The following is a 17,288-nucleotide window of genomic DNA, read 5'->3' as shown; positions in this document are numbered from 1 at the left end:
CCGCTTTAACAGATAACTTATCAGCACTTTCCTGGGCTCAAGGAGAACATCAAATTAATCATATGAATAAAGCCAATGGACTTGAAAATAAATCCCGAATCAATTTCTCTACTTCATGAAATTAAAGTACTTCAAGAGCAATTGCAGTTTAAGCAGCGAAAGCTCAATGAAAAAGAACAGGAAATTAATGCTTTTAATGAGCAAATAGAAGGCTTAAAAAACCAATTTACTGAATATTACAATTTTAATCCTTCAGCTCTTATTACCATTAATCAAAACTACATAATACAAACGGTAAATTTTCAAGCTGCTCTTCTGCTTAATTATGATCGGGGTCTATTGGTTAATAAAAACTTTTTAAATTTAATTAATATTTACCAACAGAGTATTTTAAAAAAACGAATTAAAACAGTATTAGAAAGACAGATAAAGCAAATCTGTGAAATTGAGTTATTGCCTAAAGGCGGAGAGCGAAAATACGTACGTATCGAATGTTTTATTGCAAAAGAAGGACAAATAGAGCTTATTCTTAATGACATTACGGTTATACGTCAATTAGAGTCAGAGCGAATACAACTTAAACAGTCCTTGGAAACTTTTACCAACTTATTACAAAACGTTTCAGATGCAATCGCTACATTGGATAAAGAATTTTATTTTAAAATAATAAATCCTTCTTTTGTGCGGTTTTTTTCAAAGATCTTTGCCTTAAAAATTAATGCGGGAATGAATTTTTTTAGTCTTATTTCCGATTTCTCCGAATACAAGGAAGAACTCATTAATGCATGCAACCAAGCTTTACTTGGAGAAGAAACAACTATTTTAATAGAAAATTACAATGACTCCCGTGAGGCTAATTTTTGTTTTGAAATAAATTTTAATCCCATCTATAACCCCTCCTCTCAAGAAATCGAAATTATTTTGCTCATTAAAGACTTAACTAAATTTTCTCTAAAAAAGCAATTAAGAATGCAAGAGCAATCAAAATTAACGCATGCAATTCGTTTAAATACCATGGGGAGCATGGCCTCAGCCTTGGCGCATGAAATTAATCAACCACTAACCGCAATCTTTCTTTATGCGCAAACTTGTCTTTTACAATTGGAAAATAATAAGCAGCATCAAACTGATAACAATTTACTAAATTTTTTAAATAAAATTATTTCCCAAGCACAACATGCCAGCAAGGTAATGAGTCGGATGAAAAGCTTTATTGTTCAAAATGAATGTTATCATGAAGAAACCGATCTTAATTCGTTAATTAAAGATGCGATGATATTCTTGAATTATGAATTAACTTATTCGAAATTAAAGGTATCTTTTCAATTGGATGAGCTCCCTAATCTTTATGTCGATAGAATTCAAATAATGCAGGTCATTTTAAATTTAGCTCGAAATAGTATTGAAGCAATGCAAGAAGAGAAAAATGATGCACCTGAATTAAGCATTAAAACCCTGAGTAATGATGAATACATTGAGATTCATATTCGTGACAATGGACCAGGCATTACTCTAGAACAACAAGAAAAAATTTTAAATTCTTATTTTACGACTAAACCACAGGGTACTGGTTTGGGACTTACTATTTGTCAAAATCTTGTAGAAGAACACGGTGGCAAACTTTATGTAAAAAATAGTAAGGTAGGCGCTTGGTTTATTTTCACCCTACCTAAACCAGTAAACTTTTGAATTATTAAATACCATTAATGCAACCTAAGGTTGCATTAATGTAACTATATAGACATCATACGCTGCCAAAAACGTAAATCCCTACACATCAAAATGAATTGAGTAACCCGTTCTTGCCTATCCAGTTCAATAAATCCTGCATCAGGTTTAATAATATGAAACATTCTTTTGAAACCAGAAGCAAATGAAGGCACATAACCTATATATTTACAATGAAAATAAGCATCCCAAATAAACTCATACAATTTAGGGTGTAATAATTCTGAATCATTAAGAAAAATCGCTATGGAGTCAAACAAAGCTGATGGGGTGCCTTCAATTTTGGTGTGAAGAGCCAACGTCTCATTATTATCCAAAGTTATTTCGCCGGCATGACAACCAATTAAAGTATAAGTCGCTTTTTCATTTTCAATTTCTTCAAGCAGATGCTTTAAAATTAATGCTCTTGCCCCATCCTCAATTAATATTCCCATTCTTCTTCCGGAAAAATTTTTAACATCCTGAGCCAAAAGGCTATCCGATGTTTCATTTCGAGCTAGATCTGGGACAGAGAATAAGCCCTTAATCGCAAACTTTTTTGCAACCTCATTGGATGATTGATTATTAAAATACCCATGTACATCAAAGCCATATGTAGGTACGTCTTTATTGGAACGCATATGGATATATTCTTCTTGAACCGGCTTATCTTCTTTAGCTTGATTACTTACGTGATTTTGATTATTTTTTTTCATAAGCCCAATTCCCTATGAAGATGAAAAAACGTTGACACAATTTGCACAATGTTAGGAATTTTAATCCTGAGCCTATTCTTTAACAATCCCGAGTTAGGTTAGTATAATTAATGGAAATCCATAAAGGAGTCTAGCTTAAGCCTTTGCAACCCTATCTATAATGGAAGATTTTTCTTATCATCCGGAATTGGTGGGGCGTTTTTAAAAAGATCCGTCATTAATAAAATAAAAAAAGCGGCTACAGAAAAATAAAGAATAATTTTTGCAAGAAGAATAAGTGTAGGATTAGTTCCTTTAAATAAGTAAATCGCCATAAGGATTGCCATAACAAAAAAAATAAATGCTCCTATTAACATAATTTATTCCTTTAAATTGGACATTATTTTTTGTAATTTATACTCTAGACAAAGATCTACATATAGCCAATATTCATTTCAAGGACACCATTCTGAGGGAATCCCTCAGAATGGGCCCAAAGCCCATGCTTCTATCTATGCGGCTCTTTTATGTGTAAGTAATTTTAGTAATGCTTGAGCCGCTGCGGTAGAAGAGGCCGGATTTTGCCCAGTAATAAGCCGACCATCAACTAGTACATGACTTTGCCAATCAGGAGCCTTTTCAAATAAACCACCAAGCCGCTTTAGCTCATCCTCCACCAAAAAGGGCACCACATCAGTAAGCTTCACCGCAGCCTCTTCACTATTGGTAAAGCCCGTTACACGCTTTCCTTTTACCAGAGGTGCTCCTTTGTAGGTAACTTGGCGCAGCACCCCAGGTGCATGGCAAACCAAGGCAATAGGCTTTCCGGAATTATAAAAAGACTCGATTAATCTTATGGAAACAGGGCTTTCTGCAAGATCCCATAAAGGTCCATGACCGCCTACATAAAATATCGTGTCAAAATCATCAGCCTTCATATCAGCAAGCTTCGCGGTCTGAGAAAGTGCTTTTTTCGCACGCTCATCCTTTTTGAACCGCTCCATGGCAGGCGTTTGGTTTTCAGGTAAATCACTTTTCGGATCAATCGGAGGTTGACCACCTTTAGGTGAAGCTAGGGTCAACTCGGCCCCTGCATCAGCAAAAACAAAATAAGGGGCTGCAAACTCTTCAAGCCAGAAACCGGTTTTGCGCCCAGTATTACCCAATTGATCATGAGAGGTTAACACCATCAATATTTTCATTTCCGTTCTCCTTTTCGTGTGGTAACGAATGTGAACTAGATTCTACTGATCGTGAACGATGATAAAATTATGATTAGATGAATATGGTCCTTAAAACGTTCATGTACAGCCAATTTTTAGAATCCTATTTTATTAATTTTAGTTCAAGTTAATCAAGTTTACTAACTTCTTCTAAAAATCTAAGGTTTCCCTCGACTTCCTAACACCTAATTTTTGATCTAGAATATGCCTTTTTCTAAAAAGGCTTGGGATGAAATACCGTCCAGATGTTGATGGATTGCGGGCCATTGCCATTCTATTCGTCTTAATTTTTCACAGTGGCTTAACGTTAATACCCTCAGGTTTTGTCGGGGTAGACATTTTTTTTGTAATTTCTGGATTTTTAATCACCCGCATTATTTATCAATCGCTACAAAACAATAGTTTTTCTTTTTTACAATTTTATGGGCATAGACTATGGCGTTTGCAGCCATTATTTATCTGCTTGATAGTGACAACCATGGTGGTTACCCTGCTCTTTTATTTACCCGATGACTTACTCCAGTATTTTAAAAGTGCTCGTAAAACCTCACTCTTTGTGTCCAATCGTTTTTTTGAACGCATCACTTCAGGATATTTTGCGCCAGATACGCATCAATTACCTTTATTACACACCTGGTCTTTATCGATTGAGTGGCAATGTTATCTAATTTTACCTCTAGTAATCTATTTGCTACAACGAGTGTTTTCCAAAAAGAGTATGCTTGGAATTACTTATTTATGTATGCTAATTTTCTTTTTTATATCTCTATATTTATCAAGCCGTTTTCCTGAAAAGTCTTATTATCAATTTACAAGCCGTATTTTTGAGTTTTTAATTGGCTCTTGTGTGGCGCTAACCCCAAAACGAACTACGGCAAACAAATATATATTAAACGGACTAAGCCTCCTTGCTCTTTTTGCAATTGTATACATCGCTACTCGCAGCGAAATTAGCCTTGGCTTCCCTAACGGTTATGCTTTTGCCTTGTGCCTGGCCACTGCGGTAATTATCGCTGTGGGTGAATATGAACCCAAAACCGCTTTAACAAAGCTTCTATCTCTTAAGCCTGTAGTATTTATTGGATTACTCTCTTATTCCTTATACATTTGGCATTGGCCTTTATTTGCACTAATGCATTATCAAAGCATTGAGACTACTTATTCAACATTAGCACTAGCTTTTAGCCTAATCTTTATTTTGTCTTATCTTTCGTGGCGTTATATTGAAAAGCCTGCACGTAAATTCAATAACAGTAAGTTTATATACACTGCCATTTATTTGCTTGCCCTTCCTATTGGAGTAACCTATCTGGCAAACCATTATGTAAAAAAATATAAAGGATATCCTGAGCGTTTTAATCCAGAAGTGGTACGCATATATAAGCAATTAGACCGCTATAATAGCCCTCAAAGAGCGCTCTGCTTGCAAAGAAAAAATACGGAAATTAATACTCAATGTACTTTAGGAGCAAAAAACGCAAATAGCCAAACAGGTTTAATGATTGGAGATTCTTTTTCTAATCACGCCTGGGTATTTATGGATACTTTGGCACAACAAGCCAATATAACAATTCTTGCTCATGCAACCGCTTCCTGCCTTGCCCTTCCTGGGATATATCAATACGATTGGTACGAGAAAAATGCTATTTATCAGGAATGTTATGCACAAACCACCCGCTATTTTAATATGATCAAGACAAATCACTATGATTACGTAATTCTAGGCGAGGCTTGGAAAGGCTACTTAGGTGATAAAATTATTAATAATTTAAATGATGATCGCTCGCTTGAACTGTCAAAGAAACGTATGGCAGCAGCTTTAGATAACGCCCTGCAAATAATTATTAACTCTGGCGCTAAACCCGTACTAATAAAACCCACTGCAGTGGCCAAGCAAAATATGCATACTTGCTTTTTCAAGCATATAAAACGAAGAGCAGACTATGACCCAAAAGCATGTAATTTTACGTTACAAACCACAGAAGTACAAAGCGAAGAAGATTGGGTAAATAATCTATTTTTAGTTATGAAAAATAAATACCCCCAATTAATTATTATTGACCCCAAAAAAATCCAATGCCCCAATGGTCAATGTACCGCAGAGATCAAGGGTGTTCCAGCATTTAGAGACGAAGGCCATATTACCGATTATGCATCCTACCAATTAGCAAAACGCTATCTGCAAGAATATGGGAATCCATTAAAAGCGTAGCCTTGACACACAGGGGGCTACGCTGATTTTGAAGTAAAGCAATTTCAAGTCAAGAGCACCTAGTAATTGATTAGGCTAACCAGTTGATTATAAACTCTAAATGATAAGAATCGAGACCAATATCTTCAGATTACCAATCAACATAAAAATGGTTGGCAGCAATAGATTATTTTACTGTTGTGTAATTATTCATTTTTTCCTATAATCCCTTGCGTTTTTGTCAAAAATAGTTAAAAATGCTCAAAAATATATCATTAAGTTGTGCTTTCGTTTGCTTTGGTGCGATTTTGGTATTTGCTGTAAACTATTTTTCTCATTTTAAGTGAGAATTGTTTTAAATTGTTTGGGATGAATATAACATTAGTTCATCAGCGTTAACCTAATATAATGTGAGAAATAAACAGCCCGTGGATAATAGTATTTCAAAAGCAACTAAGCCTATTAAAGATAGTGGTTATAACCGTGGATTGAAAGACAGACACGTTCAATTAATTGCCCTTGGAGGTATTATTGGTTCCGGTTATTTCCTAGGTACAGGCGAAGTCATTAACCTGGTTGGTCCTGCAGTTTTTATAGCCTATGTACTTGGTGGTTTAATCATTTTCCTAACTATGCTTTGTATGGGTGAGCTTGCTGTTGCTATCCCCATTTCAGGTTCTTTTGTAACCTACACGGCCGATTTTATATCCCCTTCCGTCGCTTGTGGCGTTGGATGGTCTTATTGGATTAGTTGGGTGGCCTATATTCCGGCGGAATGTGTCGCGGGGGGTATCATCATGGAGATGTTTACCGGGGTCAATGGCTATGTTTGGGCCATTTGTTTTGGTCTTTTAATTACTTACATTAATCTCGCTAAAGTCGATACCTTTGGTGAAATTGAGTTTTGGCTGGCCTTGATCAAAATTTTGGCTTTGCTGGGCTTTGTTATTTTAGCTATTTTAATATTCTTTGGTCTTATACACGGTAATGAGCCTGCGGGAGTAATTGGTACTCGATACATTTTAGGTGATGGAGGAATGCTCCCCAATGGGGTAATGCCTTTATTGACCGCCATGGTGCTTCTGCTCGTTAATTATCAAGGTTCTGAAATTATAGGCCTTGCTGCAGGTGAGTCTGAAAACCCGGCTCGTATGATTCCTCATGCGATTCGCAATGTTACCTTTAGAATTCTTTTTATCTACATTATTCCTATATTTTGTCTGGTGCTAATTTTTCCCTGGCAAAAAGCAGGCTTAGCTAATTCTGTATTTGCTGATGCACTGAACTTATATGACTTAAAATGGGCCGGCACAGTTACGAGTTTTGTGACCCTTAGTGCAACCCTATCTTGCGCTAACTCAGGTTTTTATGGCACGGTTAGAGCCTTGAATGCGCTTGCTCGTGATGGGATGGCTCCGCATACTTTTGCTAAATTCAATCAGAATTCGGTCCCGCAGAATGCCGTAATCGCAACGTTAGTTATGGTGTGGGTATTGCTGGGCGTGGGTTTCTTTTTTGGTCAAACAAAACTATATATTTCTTTGCTGTTAGTTTCTGGCTTTACGGGCACCTTAGCATGGATTTCTTTATGCCTTTCACAAATTCGGTTTAGAAGCCGGTTGTATCAGGCTGGATATACTACGGAGAACCTTCGTTACGTGACCCCTTATTCTCCTTATACGGGGATTGGCGCCATTGTTTTAATGTGCATTGCTTTATTTTTCCTAGTACTTAATAAAGATCCTGCATACAAGTTAGCATTTTATATTGGAATGGTAAGCTTTATTGTGCCTATTATTATTTATAAGGCATTTGATTTGTCTAAGAAAAGACGTAAGGCTTTGCATCATAAAACTCGAGTTAAGTTCCAGGATTTGTTTCCGCCAGTATAACTATTAGTATTTATTGGAAACTGTAGCCCGTATCACGCTGCGCTAATCGGGCTACGACATCGTGCGTCAAGTTGCAAACAAAGTAGGATTCAGAATTAATGCAGCTTTTCGCCGTTGGGTACTTGTGGCTCAGTAGTTATTAAGCAAATGGCGCCATTAGCATCTGTGAAACCCACCAAGAGAAATTGAGATACAAATCCAGCTATATTTTTCTCGCCTAAATTGACACAACCTACTACCGAGCGCCCTACTAGAGTTTCAGGGGTATAATGCACGGTAATTTGTGCTGACGTCTGCAGTATTCCAATATCATTACCAAAATCGACCCATACTTTATAGGCAGGTTTTTTCGCGCGAGGAAAAGGTTCAACCTTAACAATTGTGCCGGAACGTAGATCTACCTTCGCAAAGTCATCATAGGTTATTATCATGTTAATCTCTCTTATGCCACTGATACGGGCAAATCAGTTGAATGAAGTTCCGGTACTAAGCTTTTTAATAAAACGTATAACTCGCCGGTTTGATACTCGACACAAGCATGATTCAATAAAGACATTGTTTGCGATAGTTCATCCCAATTCAACTCACGATATTTTGCTTTAAATAGCTTCTCATGTTCCGTTGGTGCGAGCTGTTCTGATTCATGAAATAATTCTTCAAAGAGCTTTTCACCTGGGCGTAAGCCTGTGTATTCAATCTGAATGTCTTTTCCTGGCTCTTTTCCTGCTAAGCGAATCATTTGTTCTGCCAGGTAACTGATTTTAACGGGTTCACCCATGTCCAATACAAAAATCTCTCCTCCCGAACCATTAACCATTGCTTGTAAAATCAACTGACAAGCTTCGGGAATAGTCATAAAGTAACGTTGCATATCAGGATGAGTTACTGTAATAGGACCACCTGCTTTTAATTGCTTTTGGAATAAGGGCACCACACTGCCAGCAGAGCCTAAAACATTACCGAATCGTACAGTAATAAACTGAGTTTTGACTCGACGATTCATATTCTGGCAATAAATTTCAGCGACACGTTTAGTTGTTCCCATGATATTGGTGGGATTAACTGCCTTATCCGAAGAAATTAAAATGAATTTTTCCACCCCCATAGCCGCACTCGCTTTAGCAACAATCTGAGTCCCCAATACGTTATTCAGTACGGCAACCCGGATTTGTTCCTGCAACAGCGGAACATGCTTATATGCAGCCGCATGGAACACAAGCTCAGGGCTGAGTTCAGTAAATACATTTTTAATAGCTACCTCATCGGTGATGCTTACCAAATAAAGCTTTAGAGACACACTAGGAAATTTATCTCTTAGCTCCTGCTCAATTTGGTATAAATTAAATTCGCTATTTTCTACAATGGCAATACTCGCAGGGTTAAGCGCCATAATTTGCCGACAGAGTTCGGAACCAATGGAGCCACCACCACCAGTAACCAATACCTTTTTTCCTGCAATTCCTGCGGTTAATTTGTCCCATTCTAAATAAACTTCATCTCGCCCTAATAAGTCTTCAATATTAACTGGCCGTAATGAATTAACTTCTACCCTTCCTGAAGCTAAGGCGGTAAGACTTGGTAAAGTTCTAAAAGGAACATTGCAATTTTCGCAATGAGTAACAATACGCCGCATTGTTGCCGAACGCGCTGATGGAATGGCAATAAAAACCAAATCAATAGAGTACTCTTTAACGCGGTCAGCAAGTTGACGTATCGTGCCTATAACGGGAACGCCATGGACTTCCAAACCACGCTTACCAATGTTGTCATCAACAAAACCCACTGGCTTATAATTTTGGCTGCGCTTTAAATCACGAACCAGACTTTCACCAGCCAAACCCGCGCCCACAATTAAAACGCGTTTAATATCCGCCAAGGCATACCCTCGTGCCTTTTTATCCCAATATAAGCGTATGATTAACCGGCCAGCACAAAGCAATGTCGTTAAAATCATAAAATACAATGGCAAAATAGAGCGGGGTAAATGGTGCACTATTGAACTGAGATAAAAAACCGGGATAACTAATATGACTGTAGTCAGTGCCGCTTTTAATATACGCATCACATCATTGAGTGAAGAAAAACGCCACAATCCTCTATAGGTTTTGAAATAAAAATAGCAAGCAGTCTGAATCCCTGTTAATAAAGCTAAAGCTATATATGAATGAGTAGATGTTAACATTTTTGGGAATGGCTGCATGTTGTAACGTAACCAATACGCGGCATACCATGCTACGGGAATTGATAAAATGTCAAACGAGATGACAGGCAATTTGAATAAGAATTTTCTCATAAAGAATGTTAATTTTTGCATCATAAACTATAAGGGGCTCAATCCATTTCTAGATAGAGATAGTACACCATGTTGTTGGTTATAACATCAGAAATTGTATGAAATTTAGATAAATTTATTTCCTGTCATCTAGATAAAAATATTTATGGCCTTGATATTGAATGAGAAAATAACTCATATCGATAAGTAGAATTAGGGTCATCGGTGCTAAACGAGTGCCGCAAGACATAATAATCGTTGTTTTCCAGGGCTGATTTTAAGCACAGATCGCTTGGAGTATAGATTACCTTTCCCTGCTCAACTAACGACGTTAAAATAATCACCTCAGGTTTCTTCTGCATCACCTCTCGACAAAACTGTTCGTATCGTTGTTTGGTGGAATAATGCCCCATCTCCCGATTGTTCAAACAATAAGAGTCAATAAAATTCAAGTTACTGTAATAAGGAATCATACCACTGTCAGCCAAAACAACATCCACTTCAGGTTTTATATTCGTCTTTAACCATTGCACGACCTCAGCCCGTAGTCGCTCCCCTTTCAAGGGGTTTTCACTGAAATAGCGATAATCTGGCAAAGACATTCTTGGAATGAAAATAATCACAATAACCAAAAACAAAACATACAAAGCTAACGGGTAGAGCCCATCATTGTTGGGTAAATATCGTGATAACAACCAATTAACACCTTGCAGTGCCAGTGGGATTATTAAAGTAAAGGCAGGTAAAAAAAGGCGATTATCAAAAGCTACAATGGGATCAGCATCAGTTAACATCAACAAATAGGTAAGGCTGGGTAACCATAAAAAATAATGTCGTTTATCAGGAACCTTGATGCATGCAAGCAAAGCCCATACAGCAAAAGGCCAAACCAGCTTTAAGTAGTTTAGGTCTAAAGATAGGCTAAAAGCTTTAGTTACCCCTTTGCAATATACGGAATTGGGGAACAAATAGCCAAAATAGAAAAAACGCCAACTAAAATAAGGAATAAAAAGAAGAGCTATTGTAAGGCCTAATAGAAAAACTCCACGCCAGTATAGCTTTGTTTCCTTAGGCCTATCCAAGCACACAAGAATAAAAAACAATACCATTAACGCAGGAGTTTCCGGGCGCGTTAATCCGGCTAAGGTAAGGAATAATCCTGCTAAAATAAACGCATGATTTTGCGACCTTTCTCTAATCATTGGGTATGGCTGATACCCCATTCCCCGAAAACAAAAATAGACCGACGCACAAATAAATGCCTGATAAACGGCAGTTTCTAAACCACTTACGGTCCAAATAATCTGCCCTTTATAAAATAACAAAGCAAAACATGGGAGCAGAGAACTTCTCTGATCAAACCAAAAACGCGTTATCAAATAAAGAAAATAGCAGGTAAAAAAAAGCCCTAAAACACCAGCCGTTTTTAGGACCACAACGGGATCCACTTTTAACAATAAAGCAAAAGTAGCAAGAACTACAAAACTAAAATTTGAGTAACCCTCAACTGGCGGTGCATGTACATTCCATAATAGCCCATATCCTGACGCCCAATTTTTAGCATAGCGTAAAGATATGTACATGTCATCAATGGTAAAAGGCCAAATTGCTTGTATTTGAAATGCAAACAAATAAATCGCCAGTAGCGCAATAATACTGTCATACCAGCGAAAACGATATCTCATTGAGTTAGAGCCATAAAGGTCAATATTACAAAACACCATAGATTTATACGTGATAATCGATCGCTTAAAAATACGATTATGGGATCATCATTTTCAATATCCAAGGTTGCCAGCCAACCAAAACGCCACAACGCAATCGCCGCAAAAGGTACCGTTAACATGAAGTAAAATGACTCGTCCTTTGCATAAATAATATAAAGAATATAAGTACTAAATGTGGCTATACCTATGGCAATGATCAAAACATGGAGCATTGCTGGATTATATTTTTTTAATACGGAGCGTGTTGAGTGCTTTAATCCTAAACGCATCTCAAGACGTCGCTTGTTTAAAGCAATAAATAAGCTTAATAAGGTGGCCGCAATAACAAGCCAAGTTGAAATAGTTAGCCCAATGCCAACGGTTCCAGCTAAAACACGTAACATAAACCCAGCAGCAATACATAACACATCGCAAATGGGAATAAGCTTAAATATATGGTTATACGCCAGGTTAATTACCAAATAAAAGCATAGGATCAAAGCTAATTTTTTCGAAATGAGCCAACCTAAAGCCAGGCCAGTAACCAATAATAAAAACAACGTAAAAATAGCTTCTGCTAATGAAATTTTCTCACTGGCTAAAGGACGATGACGTTTATGAGGATGCAAACTATCCTCTGAACGATCTTCAATATCGTTATAAATATAAACAGCACTGGAAATTAAACAAAAAGCCAAAGAAGCCAGTAAGGCAGGCACAAAATATCCTGGGATGGGTGTGTAACAAAATCCCAGCATCACAAAAACCGCTTTAGACCAATGCGATACACGAAGCAGCAAGAAGAAATGTTTAAGCCGTTCTGTGAAACTTACCTTTATCGTGTCATTTATCAATTCAATCACCCTAATTTAGGTCAAAACTCAATAAAACTCATGCATTACTGCACAATACATCAGTAAATACAATGATACTAAAAGTATCATAATTTAGAAAAAAATCATCATTTCAAGAAGTTAATTGCTAAATAAAAAGGAGTGGAACGTATTTTAATAAAAAATAATCAAATAACATTGCATTTAGACAATGACGAAGTAAGATAAAATATACAAGAGGATAAACGCTGTTTGCATTTTTGCAAGCTTAAGTCGAAACATCTAGGGACGGGAGATATTATGCAATTCATTCTAGTAGCTGGAAGAGTACAAAAATTTAAGAATTTGCGCCACGATTATGAGGAAAGACGACAAATTAATTTAGATAAAGCCACTACCTCATGGCTCACCTTTTTTGGTGCTACAGATGTTGAAACCAGGAATAGGCAAATTTCTTTTTTAGAAAAAATGTTCGCCGTTTTAGAGCATTTTCTTCATAAGGGCGAACAATTCACTACACAACAAGAATTTCAGGCAAATTTAATGGCCTCACGAATTATGATTGCTGCCTGTCTTTGTATACAAGAAGAAATTAAAAGCACTTATATGCAGCATCAAATCGGTAAATGTGAGGAAAAATCCGCTCTGTATCAATTAATCAATGAGTATTTAGGTGTTACAGCGGAAAACTTCCTGGATAATGAGGATAAATTGAGTTGCTATGAAACAGCCTATACATTAATAAAAACTCAAGATGTACTAACACATCTCAACCACGAGCTGCAGTTATTAAAACACAAAGAATTTACTGAAGCAGAGTGGAAATTATTCTCTGATTTCATTACTGGACAAGAAAAAAAGCGCTCAATCCCGGTACCTCCATCAAATTATCTTCCAATTGGGAATGCTTTTGCTCCTGTTTTTGGTGAAACATTTTATTATGTTGGCTTAACTATCGGCTGGGTAGTTGCAGGGGCGGTGAGCAGTTCATCTGCAGCAATTACCCCACGTCTTGAAGTTACCTCCTGGGTGAGTAGCGCCTTATTATTCATTGGCCCAACTAATGTTGCTGGAGTCGCGTTACTAGCCCCCACAATCGCTTCTCGTCTTATTTCTACATTTTGCAACTTCAGTTTTTCAAGCATGTCCGGAAAAGCTGGACGATTTATTGGTCAAGTCACAGGCCAGGCGGCTGGCTTGCCTTTTGATATCGCGTATAATCTGCTTAAAGCCACAGGCTCACTTTTAGTTCATTATTCCTCGCAGCCACCAAGTCTTGCTCCATTAGACGGCATTTGCATTGCTAAGGGGGTTCCTGCTGTCCAGGGCCGACCAATTCAGCTTAATGTGGTTCCTCAACAGCTTATGCCTAAACCAAGATTACAAATAACAGAAAATGGTGAAATTACTGTAGATGGTAAGCATGTTGATGAGCCTGTTTTTGATGACAAGATGGCACTGGTTATTAAAGAACTTAAGGAAAAGCTCGAACCGAAGACTCCTAGCGGCCCATTAATAGAAGAGCTTGAGGAAAGTGCGCCGGAAAAATCGTTTTTATTAACGCCTTAAATCTCTGGCTTAGTTGAGGTGCAACCTGGTTGTAAGCAACCAGGTTGCTTTTTTTTAAGGACGGTCATCCAGCTCTTTGCGCTGACTTGGCATAAAGTCTTTTCTATCTAATCCCATTGCTACAGCTAATGCTCCAGCTACGTAAATAGATGAGTACGTTCCAATAACGATACCAATAATTAATGCCAGTGAGAATCCATGAATTGCTTCCCCACCATAAACGAAGAGCGCAACCACCACAAAAAGGGTTAACAATGAGGTCATAATTGTTCTAGACAACGTTTGGTTAATGGAAATATTCATGATTTCTATTGGAGTGCCGCGACGAATTTTAATAAAATTCTCACGAACCCTGTCAAATACAACGATGGTATCATTTAAAGAGTAACCGATAACCGCTAACAAACCGGCTAGTGCCTTCAAATCAAACTCTATGCCAAAAAAGGCAAAAATACCTAGAATTAATACCGGGTCATGAATCAACGCAACAGCAGAACTTACTGCAAGACGATATTCGAAACGCATGGCAATATAAATCATAGTCGCCAATAAAGAAACGAGAACCGCCAAAGCACCTTTGGTTGCTAACTCCTGCCCTACTTGAGGTCCAACAAAATCAACACGTTGTTTTACTGCACCTGGCAAAGTACTCATTACCTGATTAACCAGGTGAGTTTGATCAATATCTTCTCGGGGAGCAATACTAATCAAAACATCTCTAGAAGTACCGTAACTCACCACTTGAGCTTCTTTAAAGCCTGCATTGCTTAAGCTATTTCTAATTTCAGTAAGATCAGCTGCCTGCGGGTACGATATTTCAATCTGCGTTCCACCAGTAAAATCAAGCCCCCATTTTAGGCCATGAATTAACAAAGCACCTATTGAAACCACAAAAATTAATATAGAAAACAGCGCTGTCCAACGACGAGCGCCCATAAAGTCCACTTTTGAATTTGGATTAAAAAATTCCATCTGAGCCTCGCCTTAAATACCAATGGATAATTTTTTCACTGTACGACCGCCATAATACCAATTGACAATAGCACGAGTGAATGTAATACCTGTCAGCATGGAGGTTAATAGCCCTAAAGAAAGGGTTACTGCAAATCCACGTACAGGGCCGGTACCTACTGCAAACAGAATGATGGCTACAATTAAAGTAGTCACGTTCGCATCAAGAATGGTCGAAAAAGCACGCTCATAACCTGCATAAATTGCGGCTTGAGGTGATAATCCATGACGCAACTCCTCGCGTATACGTTCATAAATCAATACATTGGCATCAACGGCCATACCCACGGTAAGTACTATCCCCGCGATTCCTGGCAACGTTAAAGTTGCATCAATTATTGATAACAAGGCGCATAATAAAATCAAGTTAAGTACCAAGGCCAGGTTTGCAATTAATCCGAAGAATCGGTAGTAGACTAACATCAGGACTAAAATTAAACCCATACCAACTGCTAAAGAAACCATACCACGATGTATATTTTCTTTACCTAAAGTTGGCCCAACAGTGCGTTCTTCAATGGGATAAATCGCTGCTGGAAGTGCTCCTGCTCTTAATAATAAAGCCAAGTTGCTTGCTTCTTTCGCATCAGTTAACCCGGTGATTTGGAAATTATTACCTAAAGCATTTTGAATTACTGGTGCGCTGATCACGCGTTCTTCTTTATGAGTTACCCGTGTTTCAGTACCATTAATCGTTTGCATGTCATTCTTGGTTTCTACGTAGACAATTGCCATACGCTTACCAATATTTTCACGAGTTACTTTAGTGAACAAACTTTCACCGCCACCGCCTAATTGGATTTGTACCGCTGGAGTAGCTGTTTGTTGATCAAAGCTGGATACCGCAGAGGTAATAGAATCCCCGCTTAAAACAACCTGTCTTTTTAAAAGAATAGGATGCCCATCCATCATGTACAGCTTATCACTTACAGGCACTGAACCTGTTTGCTTAGCAATTTGCGGATCATTATCCTGATCAACCAAATAAAATTGTAACGTTGCCGTACCACCAAGGATCTGCTTCGCACGTGCAGCATCCTGAATTCCAGGTAAGTCAACTGCGACACGAGTAGCACCTTGTTGCTGTACCACTGCCTCACCAACTCCTAATTCATTCACACGATTACGCAAAATACTCATCGTTTGCTCAATTGTATTTTGACGCATGGTGTTGAGTTCAGCAGGGGGAATAGAAGCAACCAGCTCGTTTTGTGCCTTACTTTTAACAAAAAGCACATCAGGCATTTTATCTCTAAGAGCAGTAAGGGCCTTTTCCATGGATTCTTGATCACGGAAACGTAAGTTAACGCCTTTATCAGCCACATAACGAATGCCGGAATAACGCACGCCTATTTCACGTAAGGCTTGACCAATATTTTTCATGATGCCTTCGTAACGTCGGCTAATTACGCTATCAACATCAACTTCTAATAAGAAGTGTACTCCGCCACGTAAATCCAGACCTTGTTTCATGGGTTCGGCACGAATAGAACGCAACCAAGCTGGAGTTGAAGGCGCTAAGTTTAAAGCAACAGTATATTGATTGCCTAAGGCATTCTTAATTGCATCTCGCGCTAATAACTGAGAATCAGTAGATGTAAAGACAACCTCTACTCCATCATCAGTCGCATTAATTGCTTTAAAGGCTAGCTTATCTTTCTGAAGAACTCCTTCAATCTGACCTTTTAGCACATCGTAATCTACTGGTGATTCAGCGGAAATTTGTACCACAGGGTTTTCTGAATACAAATTAGGTAAAGCATAGATGAACCCAACCACTGCAATAATTATCAGCATCAGGTTTTTCCATAGAGGATATTTATTTTGCATATTTCCGTGTCCCTATGACTGGCTTAAAGCGATTTAATAGTGCCCTTTGGCAATACAGCAACAACAGCACCTTTTTGTAAGTTAATTTCCACCCCTTCAGCAAGACTCACTTTAATGTATTGCTCGTCCAGGTTTACTACTCGGGCCAAAATACCGCCGGAAGTAACAATTTCATCCCCTTTCTTTAGGCGACTTATCAAATCACGATGTTCTTTAGCTCTTTTATTCTGTGGTCTAATCAACATGAAATAAAACAACACAAAGATAGCGGCGATCATAATGAGTGAAAAGGTTCCATCAGCTTGGGCAGATGGTGTTGTGCCTGCAGCGGCCAGAGCATCGCTAATAAAAAAACTCAT

At 38.0% G+C, this 17,288-nt stretch carries 14 protein-coding genes; 4 read left to right on the top strand and 10 right to left on the bottom strand.

The genetic code is table 11. From position 1 onward, the window contains the following. Positions 1–75: 75 nt before the first annotated feature. On the top strand, positions 76–1,689 hold the full coding sequence (locus BN3124_RS10440) for a PAS domain-containing sensor histidine kinase (protein ID WP_058534742.1): 1,614 nt from the start codon (positions 76–78) through the stop codon (positions 1,687–1,689). A 44-nt stretch (positions 1,690–1,733) separates the two neighbouring features. On the opposite strand, the gene BN3124_RS10435 is transcribed toward BN3124_RS10440, so the two are convergent. The 3 genes from BN3124_RS10435 to BN3124_RS10425 form a co-directional block, all read right to left on the bottom strand. Next, positions 1,734–2,423, bottom strand: coding sequence for a type 1 glutamine amidotransferase family protein (locus BN3124_RS10435; RefSeq protein WP_058534741.1), 690 nt, complete (start codon positions 2,421–2,423; stop codon positions 1,734–1,736). A 155-nt stretch (positions 2,424–2,578) separates the two neighbouring features. Then, on the bottom strand, positions 2,579–2,779 hold the full coding sequence (locus tag BN3124_RS10430; RefSeq protein ID WP_058534740.1) for a hypothetical protein: 201 nt from the start codon (positions 2,777–2,779) through the stop codon (positions 2,579–2,581). Between the two features lie 135 nt (positions 2,780–2,914). After that, positions 2,915–3,604, bottom strand: a complete 690-nt coding sequence (locus BN3124_RS10425) for a type 1 glutamine amidotransferase domain-containing protein (RefSeq protein WP_058534739.1) — start codon at positions 3,602–3,604, stop codon at positions 2,915–2,917. Between the two features lie 250 nt (positions 3,605–3,854). Here BN3124_RS10425 and BN3124_RS10420 point away from each other — a divergent pair, with 250 nt between their 5' ends. After that, a complete protein-coding gene (locus BN3124_RS10420) occupies positions 3,855–5,837 on the top strand; it encodes an acyltransferase family protein (RefSeq protein ID WP_058534738.1) in 1,983 nt (660 codons plus the stop codon). Positions 5,838–6,244: 407 nt separating this feature from the next. Continuing rightward, a complete protein-coding gene (locus BN3124_RS10415) occupies positions 6,245–7,708 on the top strand; it encodes an amino acid permease (RefSeq protein WP_230849132.1) in 1,464 nt (487 codons plus the stop codon). A 95-nt stretch (positions 7,709–7,803) separates the two neighbouring features. Here the strand turns inward: BN3124_RS10415 and BN3124_RS10410 are convergent, their stop codons facing one another. The 4 genes from BN3124_RS10410 to BN3124_RS10395 all read right to left on the bottom strand — a co-directional run bounded on the left by BN3124_RS10410 (position 7,804) and on the right by BN3124_RS10395 (position 12,549). Beyond that, positions 7,804–8,139 (bottom strand): tRNA-binding protein, encoded by a 336-nt coding sequence (locus tag BN3124_RS10410; RefSeq protein WP_058534736.1) that lies wholly within the window; start codon positions 8,137–8,139, stop codon positions 7,804–7,806. Positions 8,140–8,150: 11 nt separating this feature from the next. Next, positions 8,151–10,022, bottom strand: a complete 1,872-nt coding sequence (locus BN3124_RS10405; RefSeq protein ID WP_407927395.1) for a polysaccharide biosynthesis protein — start codon at positions 10,020–10,022, stop codon at positions 8,151–8,153. Between the two features lie 122 nt (positions 10,023–10,144). Next, on the bottom strand, positions 10,145–11,665 hold the full coding sequence (locus tag BN3124_RS10400; protein ID WP_058534734.1) for a glycosyltransferase family protein: 1,521 nt from the start codon (positions 11,663–11,665) through the stop codon (positions 10,145–10,147). Then, the gene (locus BN3124_RS10395) at positions 11,662–12,549 is read right to left on the bottom strand and encodes a decaprenyl-phosphate phosphoribosyltransferase (RefSeq protein ID WP_058534733.1); all 888 of its coding nucleotides are present in this window, start codon (positions 12,547–12,549) and stop codon (positions 11,662–11,664) included. Before BN3124_RS10395 ends, BN3124_RS10400 begins: the two co-directional genes overlap by 4 nt. Before the next feature lie 270 nt (positions 12,550–12,819). Here BN3124_RS10395 and BN3124_RS10390 point away from each other — a divergent pair, with 270 nt between their 5' ends. Beyond that, the gene (locus BN3124_RS10390) at positions 12,820–14,088 is read left to right on the top strand and encodes a hypothetical protein (RefSeq protein ID WP_058534732.1); all 1,269 of its coding nucleotides are present in this window, start codon (positions 12,820–12,822) and stop codon (positions 14,086–14,088) included. A 54-nt stretch (positions 14,089–14,142) separates the two neighbouring features. On the opposite strand, the gene secF is transcribed toward BN3124_RS10390, so the two are convergent. From secF to yajC, 3 genes are read right to left on the bottom strand one after another with little or no spacing between them, the layout of a single operon-like run. Next, on the bottom strand, positions 14,143–15,060 hold the full coding sequence (gene secF / locus BN3124_RS10385; protein ID WP_058534731.1) for a protein translocase subunit SecF: 918 nt from the start codon (positions 15,058–15,060) through the stop codon (positions 14,143–14,145). A gap of 12 nt (positions 15,061–15,072) precedes the next feature. After that, the gene (secD, locus tag BN3124_RS10380) at positions 15,073–16,929 is read right to left on the bottom strand and encodes a protein translocase subunit SecD (protein ID WP_058534730.1); all 1,857 of its coding nucleotides are present in this window, start codon (positions 16,927–16,929) and stop codon (positions 15,073–15,075) included. Between the two features lie 23 nt (positions 16,930–16,952). Beyond that, the gene (gene yajC / locus BN3124_RS10375; RefSeq protein ID WP_058534729.1) at positions 16,953–17,288 is read right to left on the bottom strand and encodes a preprotein translocase subunit YajC; all 336 of its coding nucleotides are present in this window, start codon (positions 17,286–17,288) and stop codon (positions 16,953–16,955) included.

The organism is Legionella saoudiensis (assembly GCF_001465875.1).
GTDB lineage: Bacteria > Pseudomonadota > Gammaproteobacteria > Legionellales > Legionellaceae > Legionella > Legionella saoudiensis.
The sequence above is the reverse complement of the archived record's forward strand: the minus strand, read 5'-3'. Positions and strand labels throughout refer to the sequence as shown.